Here is a 24,395-nt window from a genome sequence, read left to right as displayed (position 1 = left end):
AACCCGCCCGCCGCAAAGTGCCGCGGAGCCTGCCGGGCTCGTGGTGACGTGTGAGGGCGTGGCACGCACCTTCGGCGAAGGCGAACGGGCCGTCGTCGCCGTGCACGGCAGCAGCTGTTCGGTGCGGTTCGGAACCCGCACCGCCATCGTCGGATCCTCCGGTTCCGGCAAGTCCACGCTGCTGCACATCCTCGCGGGACTCGAACGGCCGACCGCCGGAAACGTGAGCTGGCCCGGTCTGTCCACGACAGAGCACGAACGGCAAGGGCAGATCGGCGTGGTCTTCCAGAGCCCGAGCCTCGTCCCGGCCCTGACGGTGGCCGAGAACGCCGCCCTCCCTCTCGTCCTGGCCGGCCTCCCCGAAGGGGAGACGGCCGAACGGGTCAGCGAGGCCCTGCGGCTCGTGCACGTCGAGGACCTGGCTGACCAGCTCCCGGAGGAGCTGTCTGGAGGGCAGGCCCAACGCGTCGCCGTCGCGCGGGTCCTGGCCCGCCGACCGGCCCTCATCCTGGCCGACGAGCCCACCGGGCAGCTCGACCAGGCCAGCGGCCAGCACCTCATCGACGTGCTGCTCGCCACGGCGGAGCAGATCGGTGCCGCTCTGGTCGTCTCCACACATGACACCGAGGTGGCCGACCGGCTGGACGCGCAGTGGCGGATGCAGGAAGGACGCCTGAGCCTGGACGACCCCGACCCGCGGATGTCGGCGGGGCAGATCGACCAGCCCGCCGTTCCCACCACCAGCCCCGCCACCAGCCGCAGCGTCGGGTTCCGGCGATGATCGAGACCTGGCTCACGGGCCTGCTCCGCCGGCGCGGGGGACGGCTGCTGTCCGTGTCCGTCGGCATCGGCGTCGCCGTCGCGCTCATCGCGTCCCTCGGAACCTTCCTCACCATCTCCCAGGAGACGATGACGACGCGGGCACTGCGCTCGGTCGCCGTCGACTGGCAGGTGCAGGTCCAGCCCGGCGCCGACCCCGCGGCCGTCCGGGCCGCGGTCGGGGCCTCCAGCGGTGTCCGTGCCGCCCTGCCGGTATCCATGGCCCGCAGCACCGGGTTGGAAGCCACCGCGGGAGGCACGACCCAGACCACGGGCGCCGCAGTGGTCCTCGGGCTCCCTGACGGCTACCGCACCCAGTTCCCCGGTGAGATCCGTCAGCTGAGCGGCTCCCCGACGGGTGTCCTCGTGGCCCAGCAGACTGCCTCGAACCTGCATGTCCGCCCCGGCAGCCAGGTTCGCATCGGCCTTGGGACATCACGCCCGGCCACGGTCACCGTCGCTGGCGTCGTGGACCTGCCGCAGGCCGACTCGCTCTTCCAGAAGGTGGGGGCTCCCACCGGCGCCCAGCCCTCGGCCCCGCCCGACAACATCATCCTGCTGCCCGCGGCGACGTTCGCCGCAGTCCTCGGCACGCCGACGACAACACCACCGAGCGGGGCACACCCGACCCCGGTGACGTCGGTGACGCCCGTGACGACCCAGGTTCACGTCGCCCGATCGGCGCCGTTGCCGACCGACCCGGCCGCCGCGTACGCCGAGGTCCTCGGAGCCGCCCACAACCTCGAGGCGACCCTGGCCGGGACCGGCGTGGTCGGCAACAACGTCGGCGCAGCCCTGGACGCCGCCCGTTCTGACGCCGCCTACGCCCAGATGCTCTTCCTCTTCCTCGGTCTGCCCGGCGCCCTGCTGGCGGCCCTGCTGACCGCTGCCCTGGTCGGCGCCGGGGCTCAGCGCCGCCGTGACGAACAAGCTCTGCTACGCACCCGCGGACTTGCGCCCCGAGCGATCGGGCGACTCGCGGCCCTCGAGGCAGCACTGGTCGCCGCCGGAGGCGCGGTGCTGGGCCTGGCTGGCGGCGCGCTCGCTTCTCGATGGGCCTTCGGTGACGGCGCCAAACCCGCTGGGCGCACCGGGCTCCTCGGGCTCTCACCTGCTTGGTCTCTGGTGGCTGTCCTCTTCGGCGCGCTCATCGCCGGCGTGACGGTCCTGGCGCCGGCCGCCCGGGACCTGCGCGGCCTGACCGTATCCGGTGCCCGGCACGCCGTGGGCCGGGCACGCTCGTCGTGGTGGATGCGCTACGGACTCGACTTCGCGGTGCTTGGCGCGGCCCTGGTCGTGTTCTGGGTCTCCAGCAGTGACAACTACGCCCTCGTCCTCGCGCCCGAGGGCGTCCCTTCGATCTCGGTGTCGTACTGGGCGTTCCTCGGCCCAGCCCTGCTGTGGCTCGGCGGCGCCATGCTCCTGTGGCGTCTGGCCACCGTGGCCCTGACCCGCGGCCGCCGCCCGCTCGCCCGTGTCATCGCCCCGCTCACCGGGCGCCTGGCCAGACCCGCCGCAGCGACCATGTCCCGGCGACGCCGCCCGCTGACCCGCTCCGTCGTCCTGCTAGCCCTCGCGATCTCCTTCGCCGCCTCGACGGCAACCTTCAACGCCACCTACCAGCAGCAAGCCGAAGCCGATGCCCAGCTGACCAACGGAGCCGACGTCGCCGTGACCCCCGCGCCCGGGGCACCCCTGTCATCGACGGCGACCGCGGCCATCGCCGCCACCCCGGGCGTCACGCGCGTCGAGCCACTGCAACACCGCTTCGCCTACGTCGGCGCCGACCTGCAGGACCTGTACGGGGTGAACCCGGGCACCATCACCTCGGTGACCTCGCTGCAGGACGCCTACTTCCAAGGGGGCACGGCAGCGCAGCTCATGGCTGCCCTCGCCGCCAAGCCCGACTCGATCCTGGTCAGCGACGAGACCGTCAAGGACTTCCAGCTGCAGCCCGGGGACCTGCTCAACCTGCGCCTCGAGGACCGCACCACCCACCAGCTGAAGACCATCCCCTTCCACTACGCAGGTATCGCCAAGGAGTTCCCGACCGCCCCGAAGGACAGCTTCTTCATCGCCAACGCCGACTACGTCACCAAGGCCACCGGGTCCAACGCGGTCGGAACCTACCTCGTCGACACCTCCGGCACCAACCAGGCCGCCGTCGCCGCCGACCTGCGCCGCGCCCTCGGATCCAGCGCCAGCGTCACCGACGTCACCCAGACCCGGGCCGCGGTCGGATCCAGCCTCACCTCCGTCAACCTCGCCGGGCTGACCCGGCTGGAGCTCGCGTTCGCCGTCATCCTCGCCGCCGGTTCTGGAGGACTGGTCCTCGCGATCGGCCTGGCCGAAAGACGCCGAACCATGGCGATCATCTCCGTCCTCGGCGCCCGACGCCGCCAGCTTCAAGGTCTCGTCATGGCCGAGGCATCCGTCGTCGCTGTCGGTGGCCTGCTCGGAGGTGCGGTCATCTCATGGGCCCTGACCCAGATGCTCGTCAAGGTGCTCACGGGAGTCTTCGACCCGCCACCCGCGAGCGTCGCCGTCCCCGCCGTCTACCTCGCCGCGACCGTCCTCACCGTGGTGCTCGCCCTCGCGGCAGCCGCCGCCTTCAGCGCCCGAACCTCCACCCGACCCGCCGTCGAGGAGCTACGTGACCTGTAGAAGACGCGCCCGCCTCGCCCGGTACCCAATCACCCACGAAACCGGCCACCATGACTGGCCCTAGCATCAACACCATGCCGCCGACGTGGATACCCTCGGGCGTCGAGATCACGATCGTCGAGGACGACGCCACCATCGGTCACCACCTGCAGCAGGCCCTCGACAGCCACCGCTACCGCACCAGCTGGTACCAAACCGGCCGGCGCGCCCTAGAGCACCTCCGGTCAGCTCCCTGCGACGTGCTGCTCCTCGACCTGGGACTACCTGACATCGACGGCGTCGACCTCGCCCGGCAGGTCCGGGCCGAGCACCCCACACTGCTCATCGTCATGCTCACGGCTCGAACCGACGAGATCGAGGTCATCGCCGGGCTTGAGGCCGGCGCCGACGACTACCTCACCAAACCCTTCACCGTGACCGTCCTCCTGGCTCGCCTGCGAGCGCACCTACGGCGGCATCTCCCCTCCGACAACGCCCAGCAGGGCGCCATCGTGCTCGGGGACCTCACCGTCGACCCCTCCTCGCGGCGAGTCCTCGTCGGTGGCCACGAGGTGGCCCTGCGGCCCAAGGAGTTCGACCTGCTCAAGGCACTGGCCACGCAGCCCGACACCGCCGTGAGCCGGTCCGGTCTGATGGCCGAGGTGTGGGACGAAAACTGGTACGGGTCCACCAAGACCCTCGACGTCACCATCGCCCACCTGCGGACCGCGCTCGCGACCGCAGCCGACGGACCCACGCACCTCCTGCCCACCATCACCACCCTGCGCGGACACGGCTACCGCCTCGACCGGCCACCCACTCGCCCACTCGAACGCCTCGAGAAACTCCCTGAGACTCCTCCTGAGAAAGGCTCCAATCCATGAGCACCCGACCGTTGCGGATGCCCGCGTGATCCCCGCGTCAGCCCTGCTGATGCCACCGGCCCTCGGCCCCAGCTGGCTCGACCCGAACAACCTCTTCGCCACCTACGGTGCGGCGTTCTTCGTGATTGCCCTCGCCTTCGTCTTCATCGAGTGCGGCCTGCTCTTTCCCTTCCTCCCCGGCGACACACTGCTCTTCGCGATCGGGCTGTTCATCGCCTCCGGAAAGCCCCACCTGCCATCGCCAGGGACCGCGATACTCGCTCTCGCCGGGGCGGCCTTCCTGGGCAACGTCGTCGGATACTGGCTGGGACGATTGATCGGCGTGCCCCTGCGGCAGCGCGACGGTCGCATCGTCAAGCGCCGGCACCTCGAGCAGTCGCACGCCTTCTTCGACAAGCACGGTGACCGGGCCCTCGTGATCGGGCGGTTCGTGCCGTTCGTGCGGACCTTCATCACCCTCGTCGCCGGCGCCAGCCAGATGCCCCAGCGACGCTTCCTGACGTGGAGCGGTGTGGGGGCGGTGCTCTGGGTGGTGGTCATCACCGTGCTCGGCTACTCCCTCGGCGCTGCCTTCCCCGCGATCGGCAAGAACCTGGACGTGGCCATCGTCGCGATCCTCCTGGTGTCCCTCGCGCCCGTGGCCGTCGGGTGGGTGCGCCAGCACAGAACGAGTGACGACGCTACTTGAGAGGACCCGGGGCTGCCTTGCCATGGGCCACGGTTCCCGCCCTCGTGGTCGGGGACCAGGTCGCCGCCGGCGCCGCTGGCGGCAGCGCCAGGGCCAGCCCGAAGGAGTCCCCTTCTCGGAGACCATCGCGGGACCCTGTACGAGCCCCGGCCATGGGGCACGGACGTTGCGCCCTCGCGCGACCGCGAAGCGCAGCGAGCAAACGACGTCCGGATCTCGCTGGGGAGGACGACCGCTGCGGTGTCGCCATTGGTGTGGGCTTCCACATCGGGGGCGCGACGAGCCGCCCCGGGGACCGACCGTCGACTCGAGGTGACGATGAGCCGGACCGCCGGGGACCGCCCCGTAGAGCTGCCGGACCTGTCGGACTACTCGGCCAGCTTCGCGATGGCCTGCGCCCACAGGAAGTGCTTGTTGGTGCCGAGGTCGCGCACCGTCGTGATGTTGAACGCGGCTTTGAGGTGCTCCGCGTCACCGGCGCTGACTCCCTGCAGCGCATCTACGGGCGCGTCGGCGAGCTCACTCACCGACGAAGCCTCGAATGCCTTGTCGACCTTGCTCGCGATGTCGCCCATGATGACTTCTGCCTGTCGGTGTGCGCCGTCGTGGCGCGCATAAGGCAGATGTACCACCTAGAGCCCCAGCGCGCGCCCGCAACGCCGCAACAGCCAGGGAAGCCAGGCAGCACCCAACTCTGTTCGTCACGTTGACCCGCGCCCGCCTCCCGGGAGCCCGTGGCGAGCGGGCTTCACAGATTGCGAGCAGGTATCGGCATGGGCCTACTGCAGCGAGTGATCCTGCGGGGCGTCGTGCGTGCAGCATTCGCGTCCTGCGAAGCCGGCTCGAGGTGGATCGACCCATCGGCGTTCCGCCCTCGCCCCTGACCCATAGTGGCGCCCGTGCCTTGGGCGGCGTGGATAACCCCCCACATCGGTACCGGTCGGCAGTCGGCTCCTACCGTTCGGCGTCCTGGTGTCTAGCGAGGGGCGTCGAGCTGGGTTCGATCTCGTTGCCGTGGTCAGGCTCGGGGCCTTGGGCGGGACGCACGGGCGCATCGCCGGACATCACCGTCCACGCCCTGAAGAGTGCGGTCATGGCCGCCAGCCACGCCGCGCCGAGGACAAAACCGGCGACGACGTCGGAGACGAAGTGCGCGGCGAGCGCGACCCGGGAGAAGCCGATGAGCAGGACCATCAGGACCGCTACGGAGACGGCGACCCGGCGCCCGAGCCTGCCCAGCACCGGAAGGAGCAACAACAGGAGCACCCCGAAGCCGACGACGGCAGCTTGGGCGTGACCACTCGGGAAGCTGGCACCCGGCTCGTGGACGAAGGGTTGGCTGACGACCGGCCTGGTGCGGTGAGCGGCTGCCTTCACCAAGGTGTTCAGCAGCGACGATCCAGCGATGGTGACCACGGCGAAGGCGGCCAGACGCCACCTTCGGCGCCACAGCAGCCAGATGACGGCCAGCGCGGTCATGATCTGCCACGACAGGGCGGACCCGGCGTCGCTGGCGGTTCGCATGACGGCGACGAACGCAGAGTGGGTCAGCGCGTACTGGTGCAGCTGGTCCCTGGCGGCGAAGTCTGCGGACGCCAGTGGACCCCACTTGTCCTCGACCAGGAGAAGGAGCCCCGCGAACGGGATCACGACGAGCAGCAGCGCGGCCGCAAGAAGTATCCTGCGCGCCCCGTAGCGGCTGGCCGCGCGTGTCGATCTGGCTGGCAGTGGCGCGTCGTTGATCATCCGTCCTCCTTCGTCGGCCGCCGTGATGGTGAGCCGGTCCGGTAAGTACGTGCCCGCCGACGGATCAGCGCAAACGGACAAGGTCCAAGGAGCGGGTTGGGACCGGGTCGGGCGTCAACGTCCGTCTGCGTGGTCCAGGTCTGGTCTGGCGCGGTGCAAGCGAACTGGAGAGCGTGATGACGGCCAGGGTGCAGGTGGGCATCGCGGTCGAGGCCAGGTCCCCGAGGCCCGGCTTGTGGTCGACGAGCTCGACCCGTCCCTACGTGGTCGGGCAGCTGTCTGACGAGCGCGAGGTCCTGCTCCTCCGACGCTGCATAGACCCGGTTGTCGCCCCAGGTGGTGCGGGCAGGGGTGGCGCGGGTCACGACGGCGAGGTCGATGCCGGCGATGTTTCCGGCAAGCCATCAGCCCGCCACCCGTTGCTTGCCGCCGTCCGCGAGGGGCGAGCGCCCGGGCGATGTCGGACTCGTCTCCCGACCAGTCCGACTTCGCGTACGGGAGCAGGATCGGCGTGCGTTCGTCCGTCCGAGACAGTCCCGCGGACCACGTCCCGGTGGGGCGGTCAACGCGACGTCGACATCTCGTCCGGCGCTCGGCTCTAGGGTTTGATGCGGGCCAGCACGTAGTGCCCGCTGCGCCCGGTGAAGGTGGCACGAACCGCGGTCTTGACCCCGTTGATCGTCAGGTGGCAGTCGGTGTGGGTCCCGACCGCGAGGTTGGGGAAGTTCGCGCAGGTGACGCCGACGATCTTGTCGGAAGGCCTGTTCGCCCTGGCGCGAGCCGCGATCCGGGCTGCCAGCGCGTTGCCGCTTCTGGCCGGGTCGAAGACGACAATTGAGGGAGGGGCGGTCACGGTCGTGGTCACCGTCGGCGCGGCCGCGGGAGCACTCGGACCGCAGGCAGCCACAGACATCTGCGCGAGGCCCACAGCTCCAGCAAATGGCCCGGTGACCGCATGCCATCTCAACGGGTGCATGAACGCCGTGCCTCACTCTCGCCCTCGTTCGCGACTCCGCGGCGGCCACCAGAGTCCGGCACCGGGCAGCGTTTCACGAGATGGCGTGCCAGTTCGCACAGTCCTTGGACTGGAAGAACCCCGCATCCTTGTCGAGGGTCACGATGGTGCGGGTGCTGCTGGACCCCGATCTCGTGGGGACGCCATCAGCCCCGATGACGCTCCACCGGCAGATCCTGCCGTCCCGAGACCCGACGGACTCGTACCTGCCCGGGGGTATCCCTCGCCCCACGAGATACGTGCCCACGTCCCCGACGAACCATGCGGTCTTGGTGGACGTCCCTTGGGCTCGCGTACGCCCCCCGCCGGCGTCCTCCCTCGCGACGGACGTGTCCAGGGCCTTGGGGTCCATGCGGCGCAGCCGATCTGCAAGTCCTGTTGAGGTCGGGTCGCCCGGACCACCGTTGACCCCTTCACCGTCCTTCTCCAAGCCGGTCCGCGCCGAGGAGGCGTGCGACGCGTTCTTTGTTCCCAACGGCGATGCGCCGCTGGCGTCCCATGTGCCGAGCGTCACCAGAGTCAGCCCCATTCCCAGAGCGGCGGCGAACACCATCGTGCGGGCCACGACTCGACCTTGTTGTGGCATAGCCGCACGCCTCCTGCTTCAGATGCCGGACAGAGGGAGCCCCACCACGGGAGCCTTCGGGTTGTGAGCCGGGTGAAGGACCGTGGCGTGTACAGCACCGTTTTCGCCGGCCATCGCGGGATCAAAGACATGGCGACGGTGTCAGCCCTCTTGCCGCGGGCTCGGGGGAGCGGGATGGTGGATCCCCACCATGGGACAGCGGGCGGCTGTCTTCGCTGACTTGGATGAGGTGTCAGATGACTCGACGACGAGTGACTCGGTGAGTGCTCCTGCCCGGCGTGGCGGTTCTGATGTTGGTGGTTGGGCTGTTCGTGGTGAAGGCTGAGCCGGGTTCGGCGACCGCGGCGACCCCGACGTTGAGCCGGGAGGCGCTGGCCACGACGTTGCTGGCTCACCACCGCGACCGGTTCGCGACGCCGGCGCTGTCGCGGGCGCTGCGGCTGGCCGCAGGCGTGCAGCAGAGTCCGGGTCGGGCCCTGCCCGGTGGGGCCGGCGGCGCGGGTGCTCGGGCGGCGGGTGTCGCGGCGGTGTTGCCTCGGGCGCGGCTAGCCAACGTGCGGGTCAACGACCCTGCCGCGGACCGGTTCCAGGTCGACCAGACCACGCAGAGCGAGACCTCGATCGCCGTATCCGGCAGCAAGGTGGCGGTCGGGTTCAACGACTCGCAGCAGGCGCTGCTGGCGCTGACGGACGGGTTGGATTTCAGCGGGTACGCCTACTCCGCCGACGGCGGCAAGACGTTCACCGACGGCGGGACGCTGCCCAACCCGGGGAACTTCGTGAACTTCGGCGACCCGTGGCTGACCGCGGACCGGGCGGGGCGGATGTACTACTCGACGCTGCCCTTCGGTGGGAACGTCGGCAATCTCGAGATCGGCGTCGCCCGCTCGGGCAATGGCGGCAAGACCTGGTCCGAACCGAGGCTGGCGTCGCCCAATGACGACAACCTGTTCTACGTCGGCGACAAGGATGCCATCACTGCTGGCCGGGACCCGAAGGTGCCCGGCCGGGATAACCTGTACGTGACGTGGGACGACATCGCCGCCGAAAGCACCGGGAGCGCGTCCGCCGGGCTGGCGGTGGCCACCTCGATCGACCACGGCGCGAGTTGGTCGCTGCACTACGCCGACAAGAACGTCACCGATCCGAACTCGTGCAGCTTCGTCCAATACATCGGCGCCCAGCCGCTGGTCGACCCCGCGAACGGCACCCTGTACGTCGCCGCTGAGAAGATCGTGGTCGTTGACCCGAAATGCACCGGTGGCCAGTCCACCTTCAGCGAGGTGACCTTCACCTCGCAGGACGGCGGACTCACCTTCGGCCGGGCCGTGAGCATCGCGTCCATCACGCCGGCCACGCCGACCGGTGCGCTCGAACTCGGCCCCGGCCAGTTCGTGCGCACCGCCGAGTTCCCGACCCTCGCACTGCGCGGCAAGACCCTGTGGGCGGCCTGGAACGACGGTGCCACCGGCCGCAGCCACATCCGTCTCGCCACCTCCAACACCGCCGGCGCGACGTGGCGTGTGAGCGCCGCCACCCGGGGCGGCGGCGACGAGCTCCAGCCGGCCCTGTCCGTCGACGCGGCGGGGCTGCATCTGGCCTACTACCAGCGCAACGCCAACAACTCCCTCCACACCGTGCTCGCCGACTCCACCGACAGCGGCATCCACTTCACCGCGACCGCGGTCACGACGAGGTCGTTCCCGGGCGTGCACACCGTCCCCCAGTTCGACCCGCAGATCGCCTTCGGCTACATGGGCGACTAGATCGCCAACGTCTCCGACGGCACCCACCAGTACCTCGCCTGGGGCGACAACCGTGACCGGGTCACCAACTTCACCCATCCCCGTGGACGCAACGACCCCGACGTCTTCTTCGCCCGCCGCTGACCTACCCCCGGGGGTTCGGGGCTGCGGTGCTGCGCGGTCCGAACCACGTGGCGCGACAGGGCCGCCTTCGGCTGCGCCGCTCCCACGCGGCGACCCGTGCCGTCGTGATGACAACCGCGAGATCCTTCCGCTCCAGATGCGAAGAGCGGGTTTGCGGGACGGCACGCGGCTGTGTGACCCAAGGGCAAAGCGGCTAGCCACGTCCCGCGACGGGGCGGCCGACGATCATGGAGTTCAGCAGTTCTTCCGGGAACGTTTCTGCAGTCTGTATGTCGAGCTGGGCGCCGAGTCCGTCCAGAACGGCGGTGAAGAAGCATCGAGCCGAAGCAGCGAAGACGACATCGGCGATCTCGGGGTCGGTGAGTCCGGCGGCTCGGAGCCGGTTCACATCCTGGGCCTCGACGGAGGCCGCGTCGGTGGCGACCTTGACGGCGAACTCGTAGACCGCCCGGTCCTGAGGGTCGAGCGCCGCCCCGTCGGGCTGCTCGGTGATGGATTGCATCGTGGCTGCGTCACCGCAGACATCCCTCAGAAACTTTGAATGGGCTGCGGTGCAGTACGTCGACCGCAGAGCCCGGGCGGCGGCAATGGTGGAAATCTCGAACCGGCGCCGATCCATGCCGTCCCGGATGGCCGAGTTGAGCGCGTTCCAGGCTTGCGCCACGTCAGGTCGAGTCGAAAAGGCTGCGGCGTAGTTCGGCAGGAAGCCCCAAGCGGCGCGTTGACTCCGGTAGTACTGGGCGAGGTCGCCGTCAGCATCGTCTTCGCTTACGGGTGTGATGAACACCTGCCCATTCTCACCGTCACCCGGTCTCCTGAGAAGGGGGCCGGGGTGCGTCACGTTGCATCCCTTCGCTGCCAGAGTGGAGGTTTGCGCATGCAGGTGGGTGCCGACGCCGGACTCCCTTCCCGTAGCCGCCGACGCCCTGGCGGCACCTCCGACATCCGCTTCATCGAAGTCCGCTACTCCGCCGTCAGGATGGTCGACTGGCGGCGAAGTGACTGTGAAGATCGCGTTTGCAGCCTGATGGTGCTGGGCTGTGGTTGGTGACCACGAGTGTGACCCACGATGTGACTGGCCTCGTGCCTTGGTGCGACTTGTCCGCTCGTGGTCGCCGGCCCGGCCCGGTTGGAGGAGCTGGCCTGATCAGGAGCTTGACCGCCTGGCGTTAGCAGCGCCTGGCGTGTCTCATCACAGTCCTGCCGAGCCTTCGTCCCGGACCGGAACCCACGTCCCAATCCGGCGAAGGAGAGAACGCATGACCAGTCTGACCGATCTGCGTGAGGTGGTCGATGTCGTCATCGGCGTCGACACCCACGTCCACACTCACTCCGCGGCCGCGCTCGACACCGCGACCGGTGGTGTCCTCGACGAGATCACTGTCGAGGCCACAACCGAGGGCTACGCCGAGCTGGTGGAGTTCGCCAACAACCACCCGATGCTGCGGGCGTGGGCGATCCAGGGCACCGGCGGTCACGGCGCCGGCCTGTGTCGCCACCTGTTGGAGGCCTCGGAGCTGGTCATCGAGGTGGACCGCCCGAAGCGGGCTGCGCGCCGCAACGGCGCGAAGTCGGATCCGCTCGATGCGATCCGAGCCGCGCGGGAAGCACTGGCTCGACCGCGGCTGGGCACTCCCCGCACCGGGGGTGAACGCCAAGCACTGTCAGTGCTGTTGGCCGCTCGCCGCTCCGCGGTGAACGCCTCCACCGAGGCGCAGCTGCAGGTCTTCGGCCTGGTCATCGCTGCACCCGAACCGATCCGAGCCCGGTTCCGCGGCCAGAAGCTTGCCGCGATGCTCAATACCGCCGCGAACCCGCGCGTGCGCTCCTGCTGGGACATCGAGACGACCAGCACCGTGGTGGCGCTGCGGACCTTGGCTCGTCGCGCGCACGCGATGCTGAAAGGGGCCCGGGAGCTGCAGAAGGCCATCGTGGCCATCATCCGTGGCTGGCGCCCTGACCTGCTCGAGCAGTTCGGCGTCGGACCGATCGTGGCTGCCCACGGTGTTGTGCGCGTGGTCCCACCCCGATCGCCTGCACTCCGAGGCGGCGTTCGCGACGCTCGCCGGCGTGGCGCCGATCCCGGCGAACAGTGGACAGGTCACCACCCGTTATCGGCTCAACCGGTACGGCGACCGCCAGCTCAACAACGCACTGCACACCGTGGTCCAGAGCCGCATCCAGTACCAACCAGCCACCCGCGACTACGTCGCCCGCCGCAGTGCGGAAGGCAAGACCAGCCGAGAGATCAAACGCTGCCTGGCCCGCTACGTCGCCCGCGACCTCTACCGCCTACTGGAAAGTGGGCCCGCAGCTGCTTGACGAAGCATAGGAGCGTCGCAGTTTCGGGAGGCGTTGGGAGGTCCGATTCCTCATACATCGTGCACCGCCGAGTGGTCCGCGCGTCCCGAGATTCGCTCGGGACGCGCGGGCCAGATGACGTGAGGGGCGTGGCTTACGGCTGGGTGCCGTAGACGGATAGCTCGGTAGAGTCCATGAAGTCGCAGCCCGAGAACAATCCGGGGCAGCTCCCCCCGAGGTCGGCGACCTGGGTCGAGACCATGGTGTAGCGGACGAACTTGACCGCGGCCGTGCTCCCTGCTGCCAACGGGATCGAGGTCGGCTGTCGGTCGGCCAGCCCGAAGTGGCCTTGGTTGGCGACCGCCCACGTAATGCCGTCCGTGGAGGTCTCCACCCGGTAGTCGCCCGTCGAGGCGCTTCCGGCGTCGCCGCACGTGTTGGACGGGTTGACGACGATCTCCCGGATGTTGACCGCCGCCGGCAGGACCACGACGGCGGACTTCGGCTGGGTCGAGGGGGATGGGTTGTCCGGAGCGTCACTGCCCCACCCGCTGCCCTGCGACTGGTCGATCAGCGAGCCTGGGCCGCAGCCGAACGGCGTGTAGTCAGGCGGTGTGAAGGCGCCGATCGCACCCCCACCGCTCGACGCCGCCCAGTCACGGCGCAGGGCCCAGTCGAGCACCTGCGCTTGGGAGGCGATGCTGACCGTCTGGCTCTTCGTGTCGAAGCCGGCGCCCCGGGACGACACCTTGGGGTAGGTGCCGGGGAAGATGCCCGTGATCGCGTACTTGCCGGTCGCATCGGTGAGTGCCGCATAGCTGCTGCCCGTGAAGCCTGAGCTCAGGCCACCGAAGGCCACCGCCGCACCCGAGATGGGCGAGCCGGAGTCGGCATCGGTCACGGTCCCGGTCAGCGTGCCGCGCGGTGTGGATGCGGGTGGCGGCGTGGAGAAGCTCTCGACGGGAGCGGTGTCGTCACCGTCGAGGCTGCCGGCGAAGTAGCCCATCCCGCGGGCGGCGAACACCTTCCAGATCTGGGCCTGCCTCCTGCCCCCGTCGACAACGAGGTCGGCCTGCAGGATCGAGTTGCGCATGTCCAGGAACGACGGGTTCCCCGGCGATAGCTCCATGGCTCTGGTGACGAGTGACTCGGCGAGTCTCGAGCCGAGCGCCTTGCGGAGGTCCCACAGGGTCTCGCCCCAGATCTCGCCGTCGGCGTGGACCTCGGGGTCGCCGATGATCCGGGCGTAGTCACCATAGGTGTAGCCGCCGGGCCCGGCCCCGGGCGTACCAGGGCAGCGCGAGGAGGTCGTCCCGACGGGGCAGTCGAGGGGTTGGGTGCGGATGAGGTCGTTGCCCCAGCCGACGTAGTCGCCGACGCGCAGGTCTCCGGCTGCCCCCGTGTCGGTGAACATGCCCTGGTTGACGAGGAGGTCCATCGCGTACCAGTCGCTCCAGGCCTCACCCATCGCGCCGGCTTGGATTCCGCCCAGGGTGGATACCCCGTTGGCGTCGACGACGAGCCGGTTCGAGAGCCCGTGCGTGTACTCGTGGTAGACGATGTCCGCCTCGTCACCGGAGTTGCCCGCCAGGTACGGGTCCTCGTCGGGGAACGCGCTACCGGGCTGGTGGAACAGGTACATCTGCATCGTCGGGGCCAGGCCGTCGGGTGGGGTGGTCATGTTGGCGTTGTCGACGTGGTTGCCGTCGGGCAGGCCCGCGACGAGGTTGGCACCGTCGATGGCGTTCCCCTGCACGGCGTCGCCGTCGACTGCCTCGAAGTTGCCTGCCGCGCGGGTGAATCCGATCGGCGCCTTCTTCAGGTGGTCGTGGAAGGTGCCGAGGAAGTAGAACAGCTGGACCGCGTTCTGAGCCGAGTTCTGCTGCCAGGAGTTGGCTCTTTCCGGGTTCCAGGTGCAGACGAAACGGGACGGGCACGCCGTCGGCGTGAAGTGCGTCAGAGGGTAGCGGAACGAGTTCCTCCCGCTCGGTCGGACCTCCTCGGAGGCCTGGGCCGTGTTGTCGTCGTTCACGTCCTTGAAGACGTGAGCGATGTTGCCGGCCAGCTCAGGTGAGCCGTTCGGCAGCCAGCCTGGCCTCGTGAGGCTGACCACCTTCGCGGTGCCGCCCCGGGGCGCGCCGGGGTAGTTCTTCCACACCAGCGCGTCGTCGGAGAGGACGAGGTTCTGTCGGAATAACGTCCGGCCGGTCTGGGCGTCGATCACGTGCAGGTAGCCCTCCTTCATCGTGATCGTCTGCCACGCCAGTCGAGGTCCGCCGAGCAGGTCGAAGACGACAAGCTGGGCCCGGTCACCGCCGGCGAAAGTGGTCGTGTGCTCCGGCGTCGTGGTCTGGCTCGTCACCGTGGCCTTCGAGGACCCGAACACGTCCGCGACTGCGGCGCTCCGAGCCTGCGCCGCGGTCAACCGGGAGCCGCCGCTGGTGGCGGGAAGGTTGGCCAGAGGCGAACCGTCCACCTGGATGAGGCGGCCATCCTTCGTGACGTGCGCCCTGAGACCGTTGCCGAACACGGGGACTCCGCCAACCGTCTGGATGAAGCTGAGGTGGCGGGTGCCCGCGATGTCCACGTAGTTCTTGCGGAGGCGGAGGCTGGCAACCTCCGCGGGCGTGAGCGCGAACACGTCCGGATGGGCATTGACGAAGTCGCGGACGATCCACTCCGCCGCCTTCCTGCTCGGTCCGGTCAGGAACCCGTCGGTGCGGGCGACGCGCCGCGGCGTGCCTGTGAGCGGGTCGAGCTCGACGATGCCCTGGATGCCGAGCTGACCGCGCAGCGCCCTGACTCCCGGGGCCGGCTTGGCGGCCAGTCCCGCGGCGCGCTGCGCCAGCGTCGTGCGAGTCGCGCCGGCGGTGCGTGCGTCATAGTTGGGTTTCACCTCGCCAGGCCCCGCGCTCGGGGCCGGCCTCGGGGCTGCAGGTCCGGCAGGCGCTCTGGGTGCCGATGCGGCACCGGCAGCCGGCGACATCGCCGCCATGAGCGCCACAGTCGTGCCAACCGCCAGGACTGCGAGTGGTCCCCGGGTCCGCCTTCCGCGTGGGTTGTCCTGAACGCGCACGGTGCCTCCTCCGTCGAGTTGAGCGGTCGCATATGGTGCGCCACTACTCACCCGTCAGAGCGTTCGTGCGTTCTCCCCGGACGGCAGCGACTGGAGCGACCAAAACACGATCGTCGATAATCCTCCACCCAAGCCGGGCCGGCCGGGGGCCGAATGGGCCAAATGAGCGCCCTCCAGCGAAGCAAGGCCGCCGCGTGACCCCCCGGGTAGGTCGGGAGACTTCAAACCTTTGGAAGGTTGGAGTCATGGCTGGGAACACGACCAGGAGGTACGCGCCTGAGCCGAAGGCTCGGGCGAGCGGATGTTGAGGAGATCCCTGCGGATCTCGCCACCGACTGGGAGGCGATGGGTCACGTCGCGGATTGCGCGGTCCAGCGCCGGTCGGGCCGGGCTGGCGCAGCGGGCGCGGCCGGCAGGCGACTGAGCAACCTACACCTACCCCCTTGACCCTGATACTGGGCAGGTGGAAGGTGTGGATGGGAGCGTAGCCGAACCTCAGCAGTCGCCCCACCACAGAGGGGGTTGCCATGTCCGCGCCGATTTCCCCGACTTCAGCAAATTCGAAAGTCCCTGCAGTTGAAGCGTCGAACACCGATCCGGCCGGAGGCATAGCGGTTCATGGGTACGCCCCCCACGGTCATGGAGTCGAGGGCCAGTCCGATGGATCGAAGGGTGTAGTTGGAACGAGCCGTGACTTCCAGGGGGTTTACGGCCACAGCGAGAAGAACGCCGGCGTGGTGGGAGAAAGCTCGACTTGGGTCGGTGTGTATGGCAAGTCTATGGGCGACAAGGGTATTGCGGTCATGGGCGAAGCGCGGGATGACGGCGCGGCAGGCGTCCCCGGTAACGGCACAGGCATCTACGGTGTTAGTACCACCGGCATAGGTGTCAGCGCTTCTAGCGCAACCGGAGAAGCCATCCGTGCGGAAACCAACTCACCAACGGTCGCAGCGATATCAGCGTTCAGTACCAACGAAGTTGGAACCGGTGCGGCTCTGTACGCGAAGAAGTCCGGAACTGTCGGCTACGCGGGCTTTTTCGAAGGCAACGTTGCAGTAACCGGTGACGTCATATTGACTGGCGCGGACGTCGCGGAGGAATTCAACATGCTCTCCACTACATCCCCGGGGAGCGTCGTGGTGCTTGACGACCAGGCTCACCTAGACCGTTGCGTCAAGCCCTACGACCGCCGCGTGGCAGGTATCGTTTCTGGTCTCGGTGACCGAAAGCCTGCCGTGGTGCTCGACCGAGTCGCCGGTGTCGCAAAGCGTCAACCGGTTGCTGTGGTGGGCAAGGCTTGGTGTCTGGCCGACGCTTCGCTGTCCCCAATCGCCGTTGGTGACCTTCTCACGACTTCGTCTCGCCCCGGCCACGCGATGTGCGCCATGGACAAGTCCCGGGCATTCGGCTCCGTTATAGGCAAAGCACTGACGCCGCTCGCATCAGGCACTGGCCGGGTGCTCGTTCTGGTGGGGTTGGGTTAAGCCGTGAAGGCCAGTAAGCCAGACGGCGGCCGGGTCATCACCCGGGCGAGGATCGTACTCGTCTTCATGGGGGACGGCTGGACTGATGCGGGTCTCCCATCGCGGTCAGATGCAGAGGCGATGTTTCGTGCGACGTTGGCCACGCCGTATATGTCATACCTTGCGCAATATCAGGGCATTTGTAAAGCAGAAATTGTCGCTGTTAGCAATGGCCCGACAAGCATCGGAAAGATCGCACCGGATCCCCGCCAGTACATTCCGACCGTACAGTTGATCAGCGACAAAGAGATCACCGACGCCCTTGGAGTAAACATAGATGCGGCTCCTCGCCCTGAGGGGGAGCAGACGCTGTATATGGCTATCATTAGTAGTCAAACACAGCCCGTTCTCAGCGAACACACCGACGCGGGGGGTTTTCACTACTTCTTCGCGCATAATGGTCGCAACTATGACTTCGGCGTTGTGTTGAATTTTTCAGGGAACACTGTCGAGAACATTTGGGGGGATTTGGCATCTGTCTTTACCCATGAACTGGTCGAGGCCTGCACTGATCCGGATGGCGCGTCTGGATATCGCCTCACTCCACCCCCGAATGCCAAGAATCCAGGGGAGAACGAGCTGTGCGACTTTGCGCCGAAGGTCCAGTTGCGACTGCCTGGACTAAGTCGGGACGTGGGACTTGAGAGTTATTGGTCGAATCTCCACGATCAGTGGGTGGTACCGACGGGATACTCCGTTCGGGCGGCGTTAGGACAACAAACGCCGCAAGCGGTTTACGACGTCTGGTCTGCCTTGGGTGCCGTCCGGGTCCGTGCGGCAGTGCGCGCCCGGTGCACTTGACGGCTGGGTGCCCAGGCAGGCTATGAATCTGACAGTCGCGCAACCCCTCTGGGCTCCCTGCACCGTGGCCGTGCTCCCCGCTATGACCGGAGCTCAACGGACGCACATATCACGTGGGCATTGGACGGCCTCAACGACGACGCATCCCTACGGATCACTGTCCTTGCTGCCGGCAGCCTCGTGCGCGAGAACACCTGTCGGCTCCTGATCGAACAGTTGCGACCAGGTGACCGCATCCCCGGATACCTCGACTAACGCGGCCATGACCTAGATCGCCCAACAGGAGAAGTCTTATGTCCGAACAACGACGACTTGCAGTGGTTCTCGTGCGAAACGACGCGTCTGCTGCGTACCCGCCGGTGACGATCGAACAGGCTACGCGGCTGATGCTGAGTGATCAGAGTTCAGTTTTCAGGTACTGGGATGAGAACGCCGAGGGCTGGTTCACCTTTTCACGCTTAGACTTCTTCGGGTCGTACGACGTCACCTTGCCGCCTCCACAACCGCCGGGACAGGCCAAGACCAGCCGTGGGGCGATTTTGGATGTTGCGCGAGCGGCGGCGCAGAACGCCGGCGTGGATCTGGCGCCCTACGACGGCCTGATCGTGTTCGTTCATCCTGGGTCGGCAGGTGGAGTGGGATACGACGCAGGCACGCACGGGGCCGAGGGGCCTGGATCTTCGTGCATTCTTCCCACAACCGGGGATCGGACCTTCTTCTGTCACGAGATCGGACATGCTCTAGGCTTCTTCCACACGTATGGGCTTTTGAATACTGGTGCAGATTGGTCGGGCACGGGGGAAAGATTTGAGGTGTACGGGGATCCCTACGACCTGATGTCCTCTGCCGCCTTCGGTGCAGCAGACCCAACGCTGGTGCTGACACCCGATCAGGCCATTGACAACTTCCCCAACGCATTGAAGGCCGGTCCGATGCTCTCTCGGGCCAACCTCCACTTCGCCAAGCCCGCAGCACTCGAGGCCACAGGACGGGTACGACACATATACGAGGGCGGCGACAGCTCGCTCGTCACCCTCCACCCGGCCGGCCACCGAGTTGGGGGCGACCCGGAACTCTTGGTTTATCACCCCATAGACGAGGATCCCGCCGCGCGCGGCCGCGTCTACGTCGAGTATCGGCAGCCCTTCGACTTCAATTGGTCTTCTCGATGGGACGGCGGTCTCTCGAATGTCGGCACGGAACGTGACAACTGTGGCCTTGTTGTGCACGTGGTAAAGGACATTCCTGAAGGCACCGCAACGGCCGTTTGGTACGCCGGTCGCATTGTCTTCCCATGCGCCGATGCCGACCTCAGAGTCGACACCTCGCGTGGTTTGGCAACCGTGACAGTGAGCCAAGAATCCGTGCAGCAAGAGAAGCCGGGATACGTGCGTGTGCGGGTGGGCCGTGCGTACGCTCCATGGGTCTCCATAAAGGAGGCGGAGTCAAAAGTGCAGAAGGTCCTGTCTTCCGAGCGGCGCCTTGCCCCGGGATGGGAATGGGCGGGCCCATTCACTTGGGAGAGGCGACAGACGCTAACCACCGCAACCTACACACCTGTTGTGTACGGACTCGGCGGGGCCGGGACAACCGACGGGCCATCGGCGGTAGACGTCAATTGGTATGTCGGTGATGTGCAGCCGGTAGGTCTGACCGGCGTCGCTTCCGTACATCCGGAGGGTGTGGTTACCTATGTCGACCTCGACTTCTCTATAGATCCGGAAACCGGGGTGCTGTTGCTCTCCGACCATCCAAGTGTATCCGGGTTCGTAGTCAAGGTGCGGGCCAGCGCCAGCGACGACGTTACGTGGCGCGACCCCATTAAAGCGGACACAACGTTCACTGGCGACGGTGTCACAGAAGGATGGGGAACTGACTACAAACGATTCATGGACATGTGGGACAGAATCACTCACCCTATTCCGAAGCAACACTTCGGTGTACCGAAACCGGACGACTATCGCGTCGGGATCGACCGACTGGTGCATGCATACGAAGAGCTCAGACTTGAGAACCCGGAGGTGGCGGCGAACGTGCAGCCGCTCGTGCTCGACCAGGTCCGCGTACTGCAGAGGATGATCTCCGGCTGATGGGGACCGGTGGAGGGTGCGCTATCGCTCGCGGCGGTGATAGGCGGCCCGCCAGGCTGCGTCTAGTGGCTCGTGTTTGAAGTGGTCTGACGGTTCGCTTTCTTGAGAATCTGCTCAGCGGTCTTGGTCCATACGAAGGGGTGGCAGCGGTCGTTCCAGCCGTCGGTGAAGGCGCGGATCTTCGCGTCGGGTTTTTGACCGAGCCGAAGGTTCCGCGGTGGCTGGCTTGGCGTTCGATGATGCCGAACCAGCCCTCGACGAGGTTCAGCCAGGAGCCGGGACTGCTGACGGTCTGGTTGACACCTGACCTGTGGCGACGGAGGTCGCCGCTGGAAGGATGTTCACCATGCCTGCAGCCCACCCCAAGGAGTTCCGCGACGACGTGGTGGCCCTCGCCCGGCGCGGCGAGGCCTCGCTCGGCCAGGTCGCCAGAGACTTCGGGATCTCCGAGTCCTGCCTGCGCAACTGGCTCAAGACCGCCGACGTCGAGGACGGGATCCGACCCGGCACAACACGGCAGGAGTCCGAGGAGCTGCGCGAGCTGAAGAAGCGAAACCGGTTGCTGGAGCAGGAGAACGAGGTCCTGCGTCGAGCCGCCGCCTACCTGTCCCAAGCGAACCTGAAGCTGGGTCAGTCCCCAAAATGAGCTACCCGCTGGTCCGCGACCTTGCTGCTGACGGGATTCCCGTCGCAGTGACCTGCCGGGTACCGGGCTTCTCCCGCCAAGCGTTCTACGCCTGGGCTGCCGCACCGGTGAGCGAGCACCACCTCGTCGACGCCTACGCCACCAACGCCGCCGTCGAGGTCCACGCCGACGACCCGGGCTTCGGCTACCGGTTCATCGCCGACGAGCTCGCTGACGGCGGCCACGACCTGTCCGAGCGGCGGGTGTGGCGGCTGTGCTCCCAAGCTGGGATCGTGTCCCTGCACGCCCGTAAACGCGGCAAGTCACGCCGGCCCGGACCGCCGGTGCACGATGACCTCGTCGAACGCGACTTCACCTCAGAGCAGCCGAACCGGCTATGGCTGACCGACATCACCGAGCATCCGACCCGCGAGGGCAAGCTGTACCTGTGCGCCGTCAAGGACGCGTGGTCGCGTCGGATCGTCGGGTACTCGATCGATGACCGGATGACCTCACACCTGGCCGTCGACGCCCTCCAGATGGCCGTCACGCGCCGCGGCGGCCCCGACGTCACCGCCGGCTGCGTGGTCCACAACGACCCATTGAACTCGCCCAGTTCCGATCCCGACGCTACGTTCACGAGCTCGAACGGCACGAGCTGCTCGGGTCGATGGGACGGGTCGCCTCCAGCGCCGACAACGCCGCCATGGAGAGCTTCTTCGCCCTGCTCCAGAAGAACGTCCTGGACACCCGCCGCTGGGACACCCGCCAGCAGCTGCGCTTGGCCATCGTCACCTGGATCGAAAGGACATACCACCGCCGACGCCGACAACGACCACTCGGCAAGCTCACGCCCATCGAGTTTGAGACCATCTACGCAGCCGCACACGCGGCCTAAAACCCCACACCACCCCTGTCAACCAGACCGTCAGCGGTCCCGTCTGAGTTGAGTCCAGCAGAGTGGTGTACGACGATCCCGGTGAGCGTGTCCTGCTGACGGCAGGTGCGGTCACCGCTGTGATCCTTCGAGTGATCTCTCACAACGACTCGAAGAAGGACACCACGATGACCGCTGGACCCATTATCGACCCCGACGTCTTCCTGCATGAGCAGCTGGCCCAGGCCAGTCCCGACTTGATGCGCGAGCTGCTCGGCACCTTCATCAACGCCCTGCTCTCGGCGCAGGCCGACAGCGTGTGCGGCGCCGAGTACGGCACCCGCAACCCGGACCGGGTCACCTCCCGCAACGGGTACCGGCATCGTGACCTCGACACCCGCGCCGGCACCATCGACGTCGCGATCCCGAAGGTGCGCGAAGGGACGTTCTTCCCCGAGTGGCTGCTCGAGCGGCACCGCCGCGCGGAGGCGGCCCTGACCACGGTGGTCGCGACCTGCTACCTGCTCGGGGTGTCCACCCGAAGGATGGACAAGCTCGTCAGGACCCTGGGCATCACCGGCCTGTCGAAGTCGCAGGTGTCGGTGATGGCCCGGGACCTCGACGAGCAGGTCGCCGCGTTCCGCACCCGACCGCTGAACGAGGGGCCGTTCACGTTCGTCGCGGCCGACGCGCTGACGATGAAGGTCCGCGAGGCCGGCCGTGTGGTGAAGGTGGCGGTGATGGTCGCGACCGGTGTCAACGCTGACGGCTACCGTGAGGTCCTCGGGATCCACACGGCCACAACAGAATCGGGCGCCGGCTGGCTCGGGTTCTTCCGGGACCTGACGGCCCGCGGCCTCAAGGACGTCGCGCTTGTCACGAGCGATGCGCACGCCGGCCTCGTCGAGGCCATAGGGGCGACCCTGCCGGACGCGTCGTGGCAACGCTGCCGCACCCACTACGCCGCGAACCTCATGGCCGTGACGCCGAAGTCGCAGTGGGGGTGGGTCAAGGCGCTACTGCACTCGGTGTACGACCAGCCCGACTCCGAGGCCGTGAACGCCCAGTTCGACCGGGTCCTCGAGGGCCTGTACGAGAAGCTCCCCGCCGTGGCCGAGCACCTCGAGCTCGCCCGCGCCGACATCCTCGCCTTCACCGTCTTCCCGAAGGAGATCTGGCGCCAGATCTGGTCCAACAACCCGAACGAGCGCCTCAACCGTGAGATCCGCCGCCGCACCGACGTCGTCGGCATCTTCCTGCGTGGTTGTCTGAGCCTTGGGAGCCCGGGGGTGACCCGGAATCTTTCTGTCGGGCCGCAGGGCCTTGACCCGGTTAGGGCCAGTCCCTCCGGGCTCTCGCTACACCGGTGGTCGCGTGACCTCAGAGCGGCGTGCTGACCGAACGGCAGGACTGTCCTCGACCACCACGAACATTCATCGTCGATGGGTTGAAGGAGAGTTGCTGATGCGAGATGTCATCACCGTCGGTATCGACGCGCACAGCCAGGTCCATGCGGCCGCGGCAGTCGATTCCCGAGGCCGGGTCGTTGCCCAGCTCGAGACAGGCACAGACCGTTCCGAGCTGGGACGGATGCTGACCTGGGTGCAGGCGCTGCCCGTTCCTCGGGAGATCGCCGTGGAGGGAGCCAAGGGTTTCGGCCGTCCGCTGACGCTGTTGCTCCTGGCTGCCGGGGAGGAGGTCGTCGACGTCCCCACGCACCTGACCGCCCACGGACGACGCACGAGTCGTCGCCGAGGGAAGGACGATGAGGGTGACGCGATCATCATCGCCCGCGTCGCCATCCGCGAGGACACCCTGCCTCGGATGGACGCGGCGCATCTGAACACGGACATGAAGCTGCTGGTCGACGCACGGGACCAGCTTGTGCAAGAGCAGATCCGTGTGCGGAACCGGTTGCACGCGTTACTGATTGGCCTGTGTCCCGGTCACCGGGCCGTCACCGGAGCGTTAACCAGTAAGGCCGCCCTGCAGCGCGCCCGCGTGCTGGCCATGAAGGAAAGGACCAGCGACCCGGTGCGGGCACACCTGGCGCTGGTGGCGATCAGGCGGCTGACTGCACTGGGCAAGGAGACTGCCGAACTCGGGGTCCTAATCGCCAACCAGCTGCGCCAGGACACCCACGAGCACCTGCTCGCCATTCCCGGCGTAGGACAACTGACCGCCGCCAAGATCCTTGGTGAGACCCACGACGCCCGGCACTTTCCCTCCGCGGCCGCCTTCGCAGCCCACGCCGGCTCCGCGCCGATCCCTGCCAGCAGCGGCAACACCACCCGTCATCGCCTCGCCCGCGGCGGCAACCGTCAGCTCAACCGCGCGTTGTACACGATCGCTCGGTCCCAGGCACGTTGGCACCCCGACGCCCGCACCTACCTCGCACGCAAACGCGCTGAAGGCAAGAGCGCAGCCGAAGCCCGACGGTGCCTGAAGCGTCACCTCGCCGCCGTCGTGTACAGAGCCATGCTCCGCGACCTCCAAGCCCAAGAACCACCACGACCAGGCACCACGGCCGCCGCCGCTTGACGAGAGCGGCGCCCCAACCGGGAGGCGATCATCCGCTTCGTCGGAGCGGTGCTGGCCGAGCAGCACGACGAGTGGGCCGAACAACGCCGCTACCTCGGCCTGGAAGCGCTGAAGAACGCCCGAGCCGTCCTGACCGACCGCACCACCGACGACGATCGTGAGGAGGTGACCAACGACCTGATCGCCGCGGCGATCACCGCCTAACCGAACGACCCCGACGGATCACCGTCGTACACCACCGATACGGACTTGACCCCCGTCTGCCCGGAGGCACCGGAGGCGAAGCGCCCG

16 protein-coding genes and 5 pseudogenes are annotated in these 24,395 nt (G+C 67.7%); 14 read left to right on the top strand and 7 right to left on the bottom strand.

From position 1 onward, the window contains the following. The first annotated feature begins 58 nt into the window (after window positions 1-58). The 4 genes from NR112_RS21990 (at window position 59) to NR112_RS21975 (ending at window position 5,034) form a co-directional block, all read left to right on the top strand. On the top strand, window positions 59-781 hold the full coding sequence (locus NR112_RS21990) for an ABC transporter ATP-binding protein (RefSeq protein WP_256796419.1): 723 nt from the start codon (window positions 59-61) through the stop codon (window positions 779-781). Then, window positions 778-3,483, top strand: a complete 2,706-nt coding sequence (locus NR112_RS21985; protein WP_256796418.1) for an FtsX-like permease family protein — start codon at window positions 778-780, stop codon at window positions 3,481-3,483. The genes NR112_RS21990 and NR112_RS21985 overlap by 4 nt, the downstream gene beginning before the upstream one ends. A 74-nt stretch (window positions 3,484-3,557) precedes the next feature. Continuing rightward, a complete protein-coding gene (locus NR112_RS21980) occupies window positions 3,558-4,346 on the top strand; it encodes a response regulator transcription factor (RefSeq protein WP_256796417.1) in 789 nt (262 codons plus the stop codon). A 25-nt stretch (window positions 4,347-4,371) separates the two neighbouring features. Then, window positions 4,372-5,034, top strand: coding sequence for a VTT domain-containing protein (locus NR112_RS21975; RefSeq protein ID WP_256796416.1), 663 nt, complete (start codon window positions 4,372-4,374; stop codon window positions 5,032-5,034). 368 nt (window positions 5,035-5,402) lie between these two features. Here NR112_RS21975 and NR112_RS21970 read toward each other — a convergent pair whose 3' ends face one another. The 4 genes from NR112_RS21970 to NR112_RS21955 form a co-directional block, all read right to left on the bottom strand. After that, the gene (locus NR112_RS21970) at window positions 5,403-5,609 is read right to left on the bottom strand and encodes a hypothetical protein (RefSeq protein ID WP_256796415.1); all 207 of its coding nucleotides are present in this window, start codon (window positions 5,607-5,609) and stop codon (window positions 5,403-5,405) included. A 379-nt stretch (window positions 5,610-5,988) separates the two neighbouring features. Next, complete coding sequence (locus NR112_RS21965; RefSeq protein WP_256796414.1) at window positions 5,989-6,780, bottom strand: phosphatase PAP2 family protein; 792 nt, start codon at window positions 6,778-6,780, stop codon at window positions 5,989-5,991. A gap of 598 nt (window positions 6,781-7,378) precedes the next feature. Then, window positions 7,379-7,633 carry a DUF4333 domain-containing protein gene (locus tag NR112_RS21960; RefSeq protein WP_256796412.1) on the bottom strand — a complete coding sequence of 85 codons (255 nt, stop codon included), beginning with the start codon at window positions 7,631-7,633 and terminating at the stop codon, window positions 7,379-7,381. A 196-nt stretch (window positions 7,634-7,829) separates the two neighbouring features. Further along, the gene (locus NR112_RS21955; protein WP_256796411.1) at window positions 7,830-8,360 is read right to left on the bottom strand and encodes a hypothetical protein; all 531 of its coding nucleotides are present in this window, start codon (window positions 8,358-8,360) and stop codon (window positions 7,830-7,832) included. A 284-nt stretch (window positions 8,361-8,644) separates the two neighbouring features. Here NR112_RS21955 and NR112_RS21950 point away from each other — a divergent pair, with 284 nt between their 5' ends. Beyond that, window positions 8,645-10,147 (top strand): sialidase family protein, encoded by a 1,503-nt coding sequence (locus tag NR112_RS21950; RefSeq protein WP_256796410.1) that lies wholly within the window; start codon window positions 8,645-8,647, stop codon window positions 10,145-10,147. 316 nt (window positions 10,148-10,463) lie between these two features. Here the strand turns inward: NR112_RS21950 and NR112_RS21945 are convergent, their stop codons facing one another. Beyond that, complete coding sequence (locus tag NR112_RS21945; protein ID WP_256796408.1) at window positions 10,464-11,057, bottom strand: peroxidase-related enzyme; 594 nt, start codon at window positions 11,055-11,057, stop codon at window positions 10,464-10,466. A 472-nt stretch (window positions 11,058-11,529) separates the two neighbouring features. Here NR112_RS21945 and NR112_RS23265 point away from each other — a divergent pair. Next, window positions 11,530-11,982: pseudogene (locus NR112_RS23265) on the top strand (transposase); the annotation flags it as partial. A gap of 232 nt (window positions 11,983-12,214) precedes the next feature. Further along, window positions 12,215-12,592, top strand: coding sequence for a transposase (locus NR112_RS23260; RefSeq protein WP_374513621.1), 378 nt, complete (start codon window positions 12,215-12,217; stop codon window positions 12,590-12,592). A 133-nt stretch (window positions 12,593-12,725) separates the two neighbouring features. Here NR112_RS23260 and NR112_RS21935 read toward each other — a convergent pair whose 3' ends face one another. Continuing rightward, window positions 12,726-15,467: a M36 family metallopeptidase gene (locus NR112_RS21935; protein ID WP_256796406.1), complete on the bottom strand. Its 2,742-nt coding sequence runs from the start codon at window positions 15,465-15,467 to the stop codon at window positions 12,726-12,728. A 707-nt stretch (window positions 15,468-16,174) separates the two neighbouring features. Here NR112_RS21935 and NR112_RS21930 point away from each other — a divergent pair. The 3 genes from NR112_RS21930 (at window position 16,175) to NR112_RS21920 (ending at window position 20,061) form a co-directional block, all read left to right on the top strand. Further along, the gene (locus NR112_RS21930) at window positions 16,175-17,131 is read left to right on the top strand and encodes a hypothetical protein (protein ID WP_256796405.1); all 957 of its coding nucleotides are present in this window, start codon (window positions 16,175-16,177) and stop codon (window positions 17,129-17,131) included. A 3-nt stretch (window positions 17,132-17,134) separates the two neighbouring features. Next, on the top strand, window positions 17,135-17,971 hold the full coding sequence (locus tag NR112_RS21925) for a hypothetical protein (RefSeq protein ID WP_256796404.1): 837 nt from the start codon (window positions 17,135-17,137) through the stop codon (window positions 17,969-17,971). Between the two features lie 293 nt (window positions 17,972-18,264). Beyond that, window positions 18,265-20,061 carry a hypothetical protein gene (locus NR112_RS21920; protein ID WP_256796403.1) on the top strand — a complete coding sequence of 599 codons (1,797 nt, stop codon included), beginning with the start codon at window positions 18,265-18,267 and terminating at the stop codon, window positions 20,059-20,061. A gap of 62 nt (window positions 20,062-20,123) precedes the next feature. Here the strand turns inward: NR112_RS21920 and NR112_RS23255 are convergent. Next, a pseudogene (locus tag NR112_RS23255) lies at window positions 20,124-20,338 on the bottom strand (IS630 family transposase); the annotation flags it as partial. A 69-nt stretch (window positions 20,339-20,407) separates the two neighbouring features. Here NR112_RS23255 and NR112_RS21915 point away from each other — a divergent pair. The 4 genes and pseudogenes from NR112_RS21915 to NR112_RS21900 all read left to right on the top strand — a co-directional run. Next, window positions 20,408-21,584 (top strand): annotated as a pseudogene (locus NR112_RS21915) (IS3 family transposase). A 167-nt stretch (window positions 21,585-21,751) separates the two neighbouring features. Further along, window positions 21,752-22,819 (top strand): annotated as a pseudogene (locus tag NR112_RS21910) (IS256 family transposase); the annotation flags it as partial. Between the two features lie 208 nt (window positions 22,820-23,027). After that, complete coding sequence (locus NR112_RS21905; RefSeq protein ID WP_256796402.1) at window positions 23,028-24,104, top strand: IS110 family transposase; 1,077 nt, start codon at window positions 23,028-23,030, stop codon at window positions 24,102-24,104. Window positions 24,105-24,116: 12 nt separating this feature from the next. After that, window positions 24,117-24,308: pseudogene (locus NR112_RS21900) on the top strand (IS256 family transposase); the annotation flags it as partial. Between the last annotated feature and the right edge of the window lie 87 nt (window positions 24,309-24,395).

The sequence above is a fragment of the Terrabacter sp. Ter38 genome (assembly GCF_024519435.1).
GTDB lineage: Bacteria > Actinomycetota > Actinomycetes > Actinomycetales > Dermatophilaceae > Terrabacter.
This window is presented reverse-complemented; position numbering and strand designations above follow the sequence as displayed.

Excerpts from the sequence above, each read along its gene's own strand:
- NR112_RS21985 (WP_256796418.1), top strand. The coding sequence starts at position 778 with ATGATCGAGACCTGGCTCACGGGCCTGCTCCGCCGGCGCGGGGGACGG.
- NR112_RS21980 (WP_256796417.1), top strand. The coding sequence starts at position 3,558 with ATGCCGCCGACGTGGATACCCTCGGGCGTCGAGATCACGATCGTCGAG.
- NR112_RS21970 (WP_256796415.1), bottom strand. The coding sequence starts at position 5,609 with ATGGGCGACATCGCGAGCAAGGTCGACAAGGCATTCGAGGCTTCGTCG.
- NR112_RS21965 (WP_256796414.1), bottom strand. The coding sequence starts at position 6,780 with ATGATCAACGACGCGCCACTGCCAGCCAGATCGACACGCGCGGCCAGC.
- NR112_RS21930 (WP_256796405.1), top strand. The coding sequence starts at position 16,175 with ATGTCCGCGCCGATTTCCCCGACTTCAGCAAATTCGAAAGTCCCTGCA.
- NR112_RS21920 (WP_256796403.1), top strand. The coding sequence starts at position 18,265 with ATGTCCGAACAACGACGACTTGCAGTGGTTCTCGTGCGAAACGACGCG.
- NR112_RS21905 (WP_256796402.1), top strand. The coding sequence starts at position 23,028 with ATGCGAGATGTCATCACCGTCGGTATCGACGCGCACAGCCAGGTCCAT.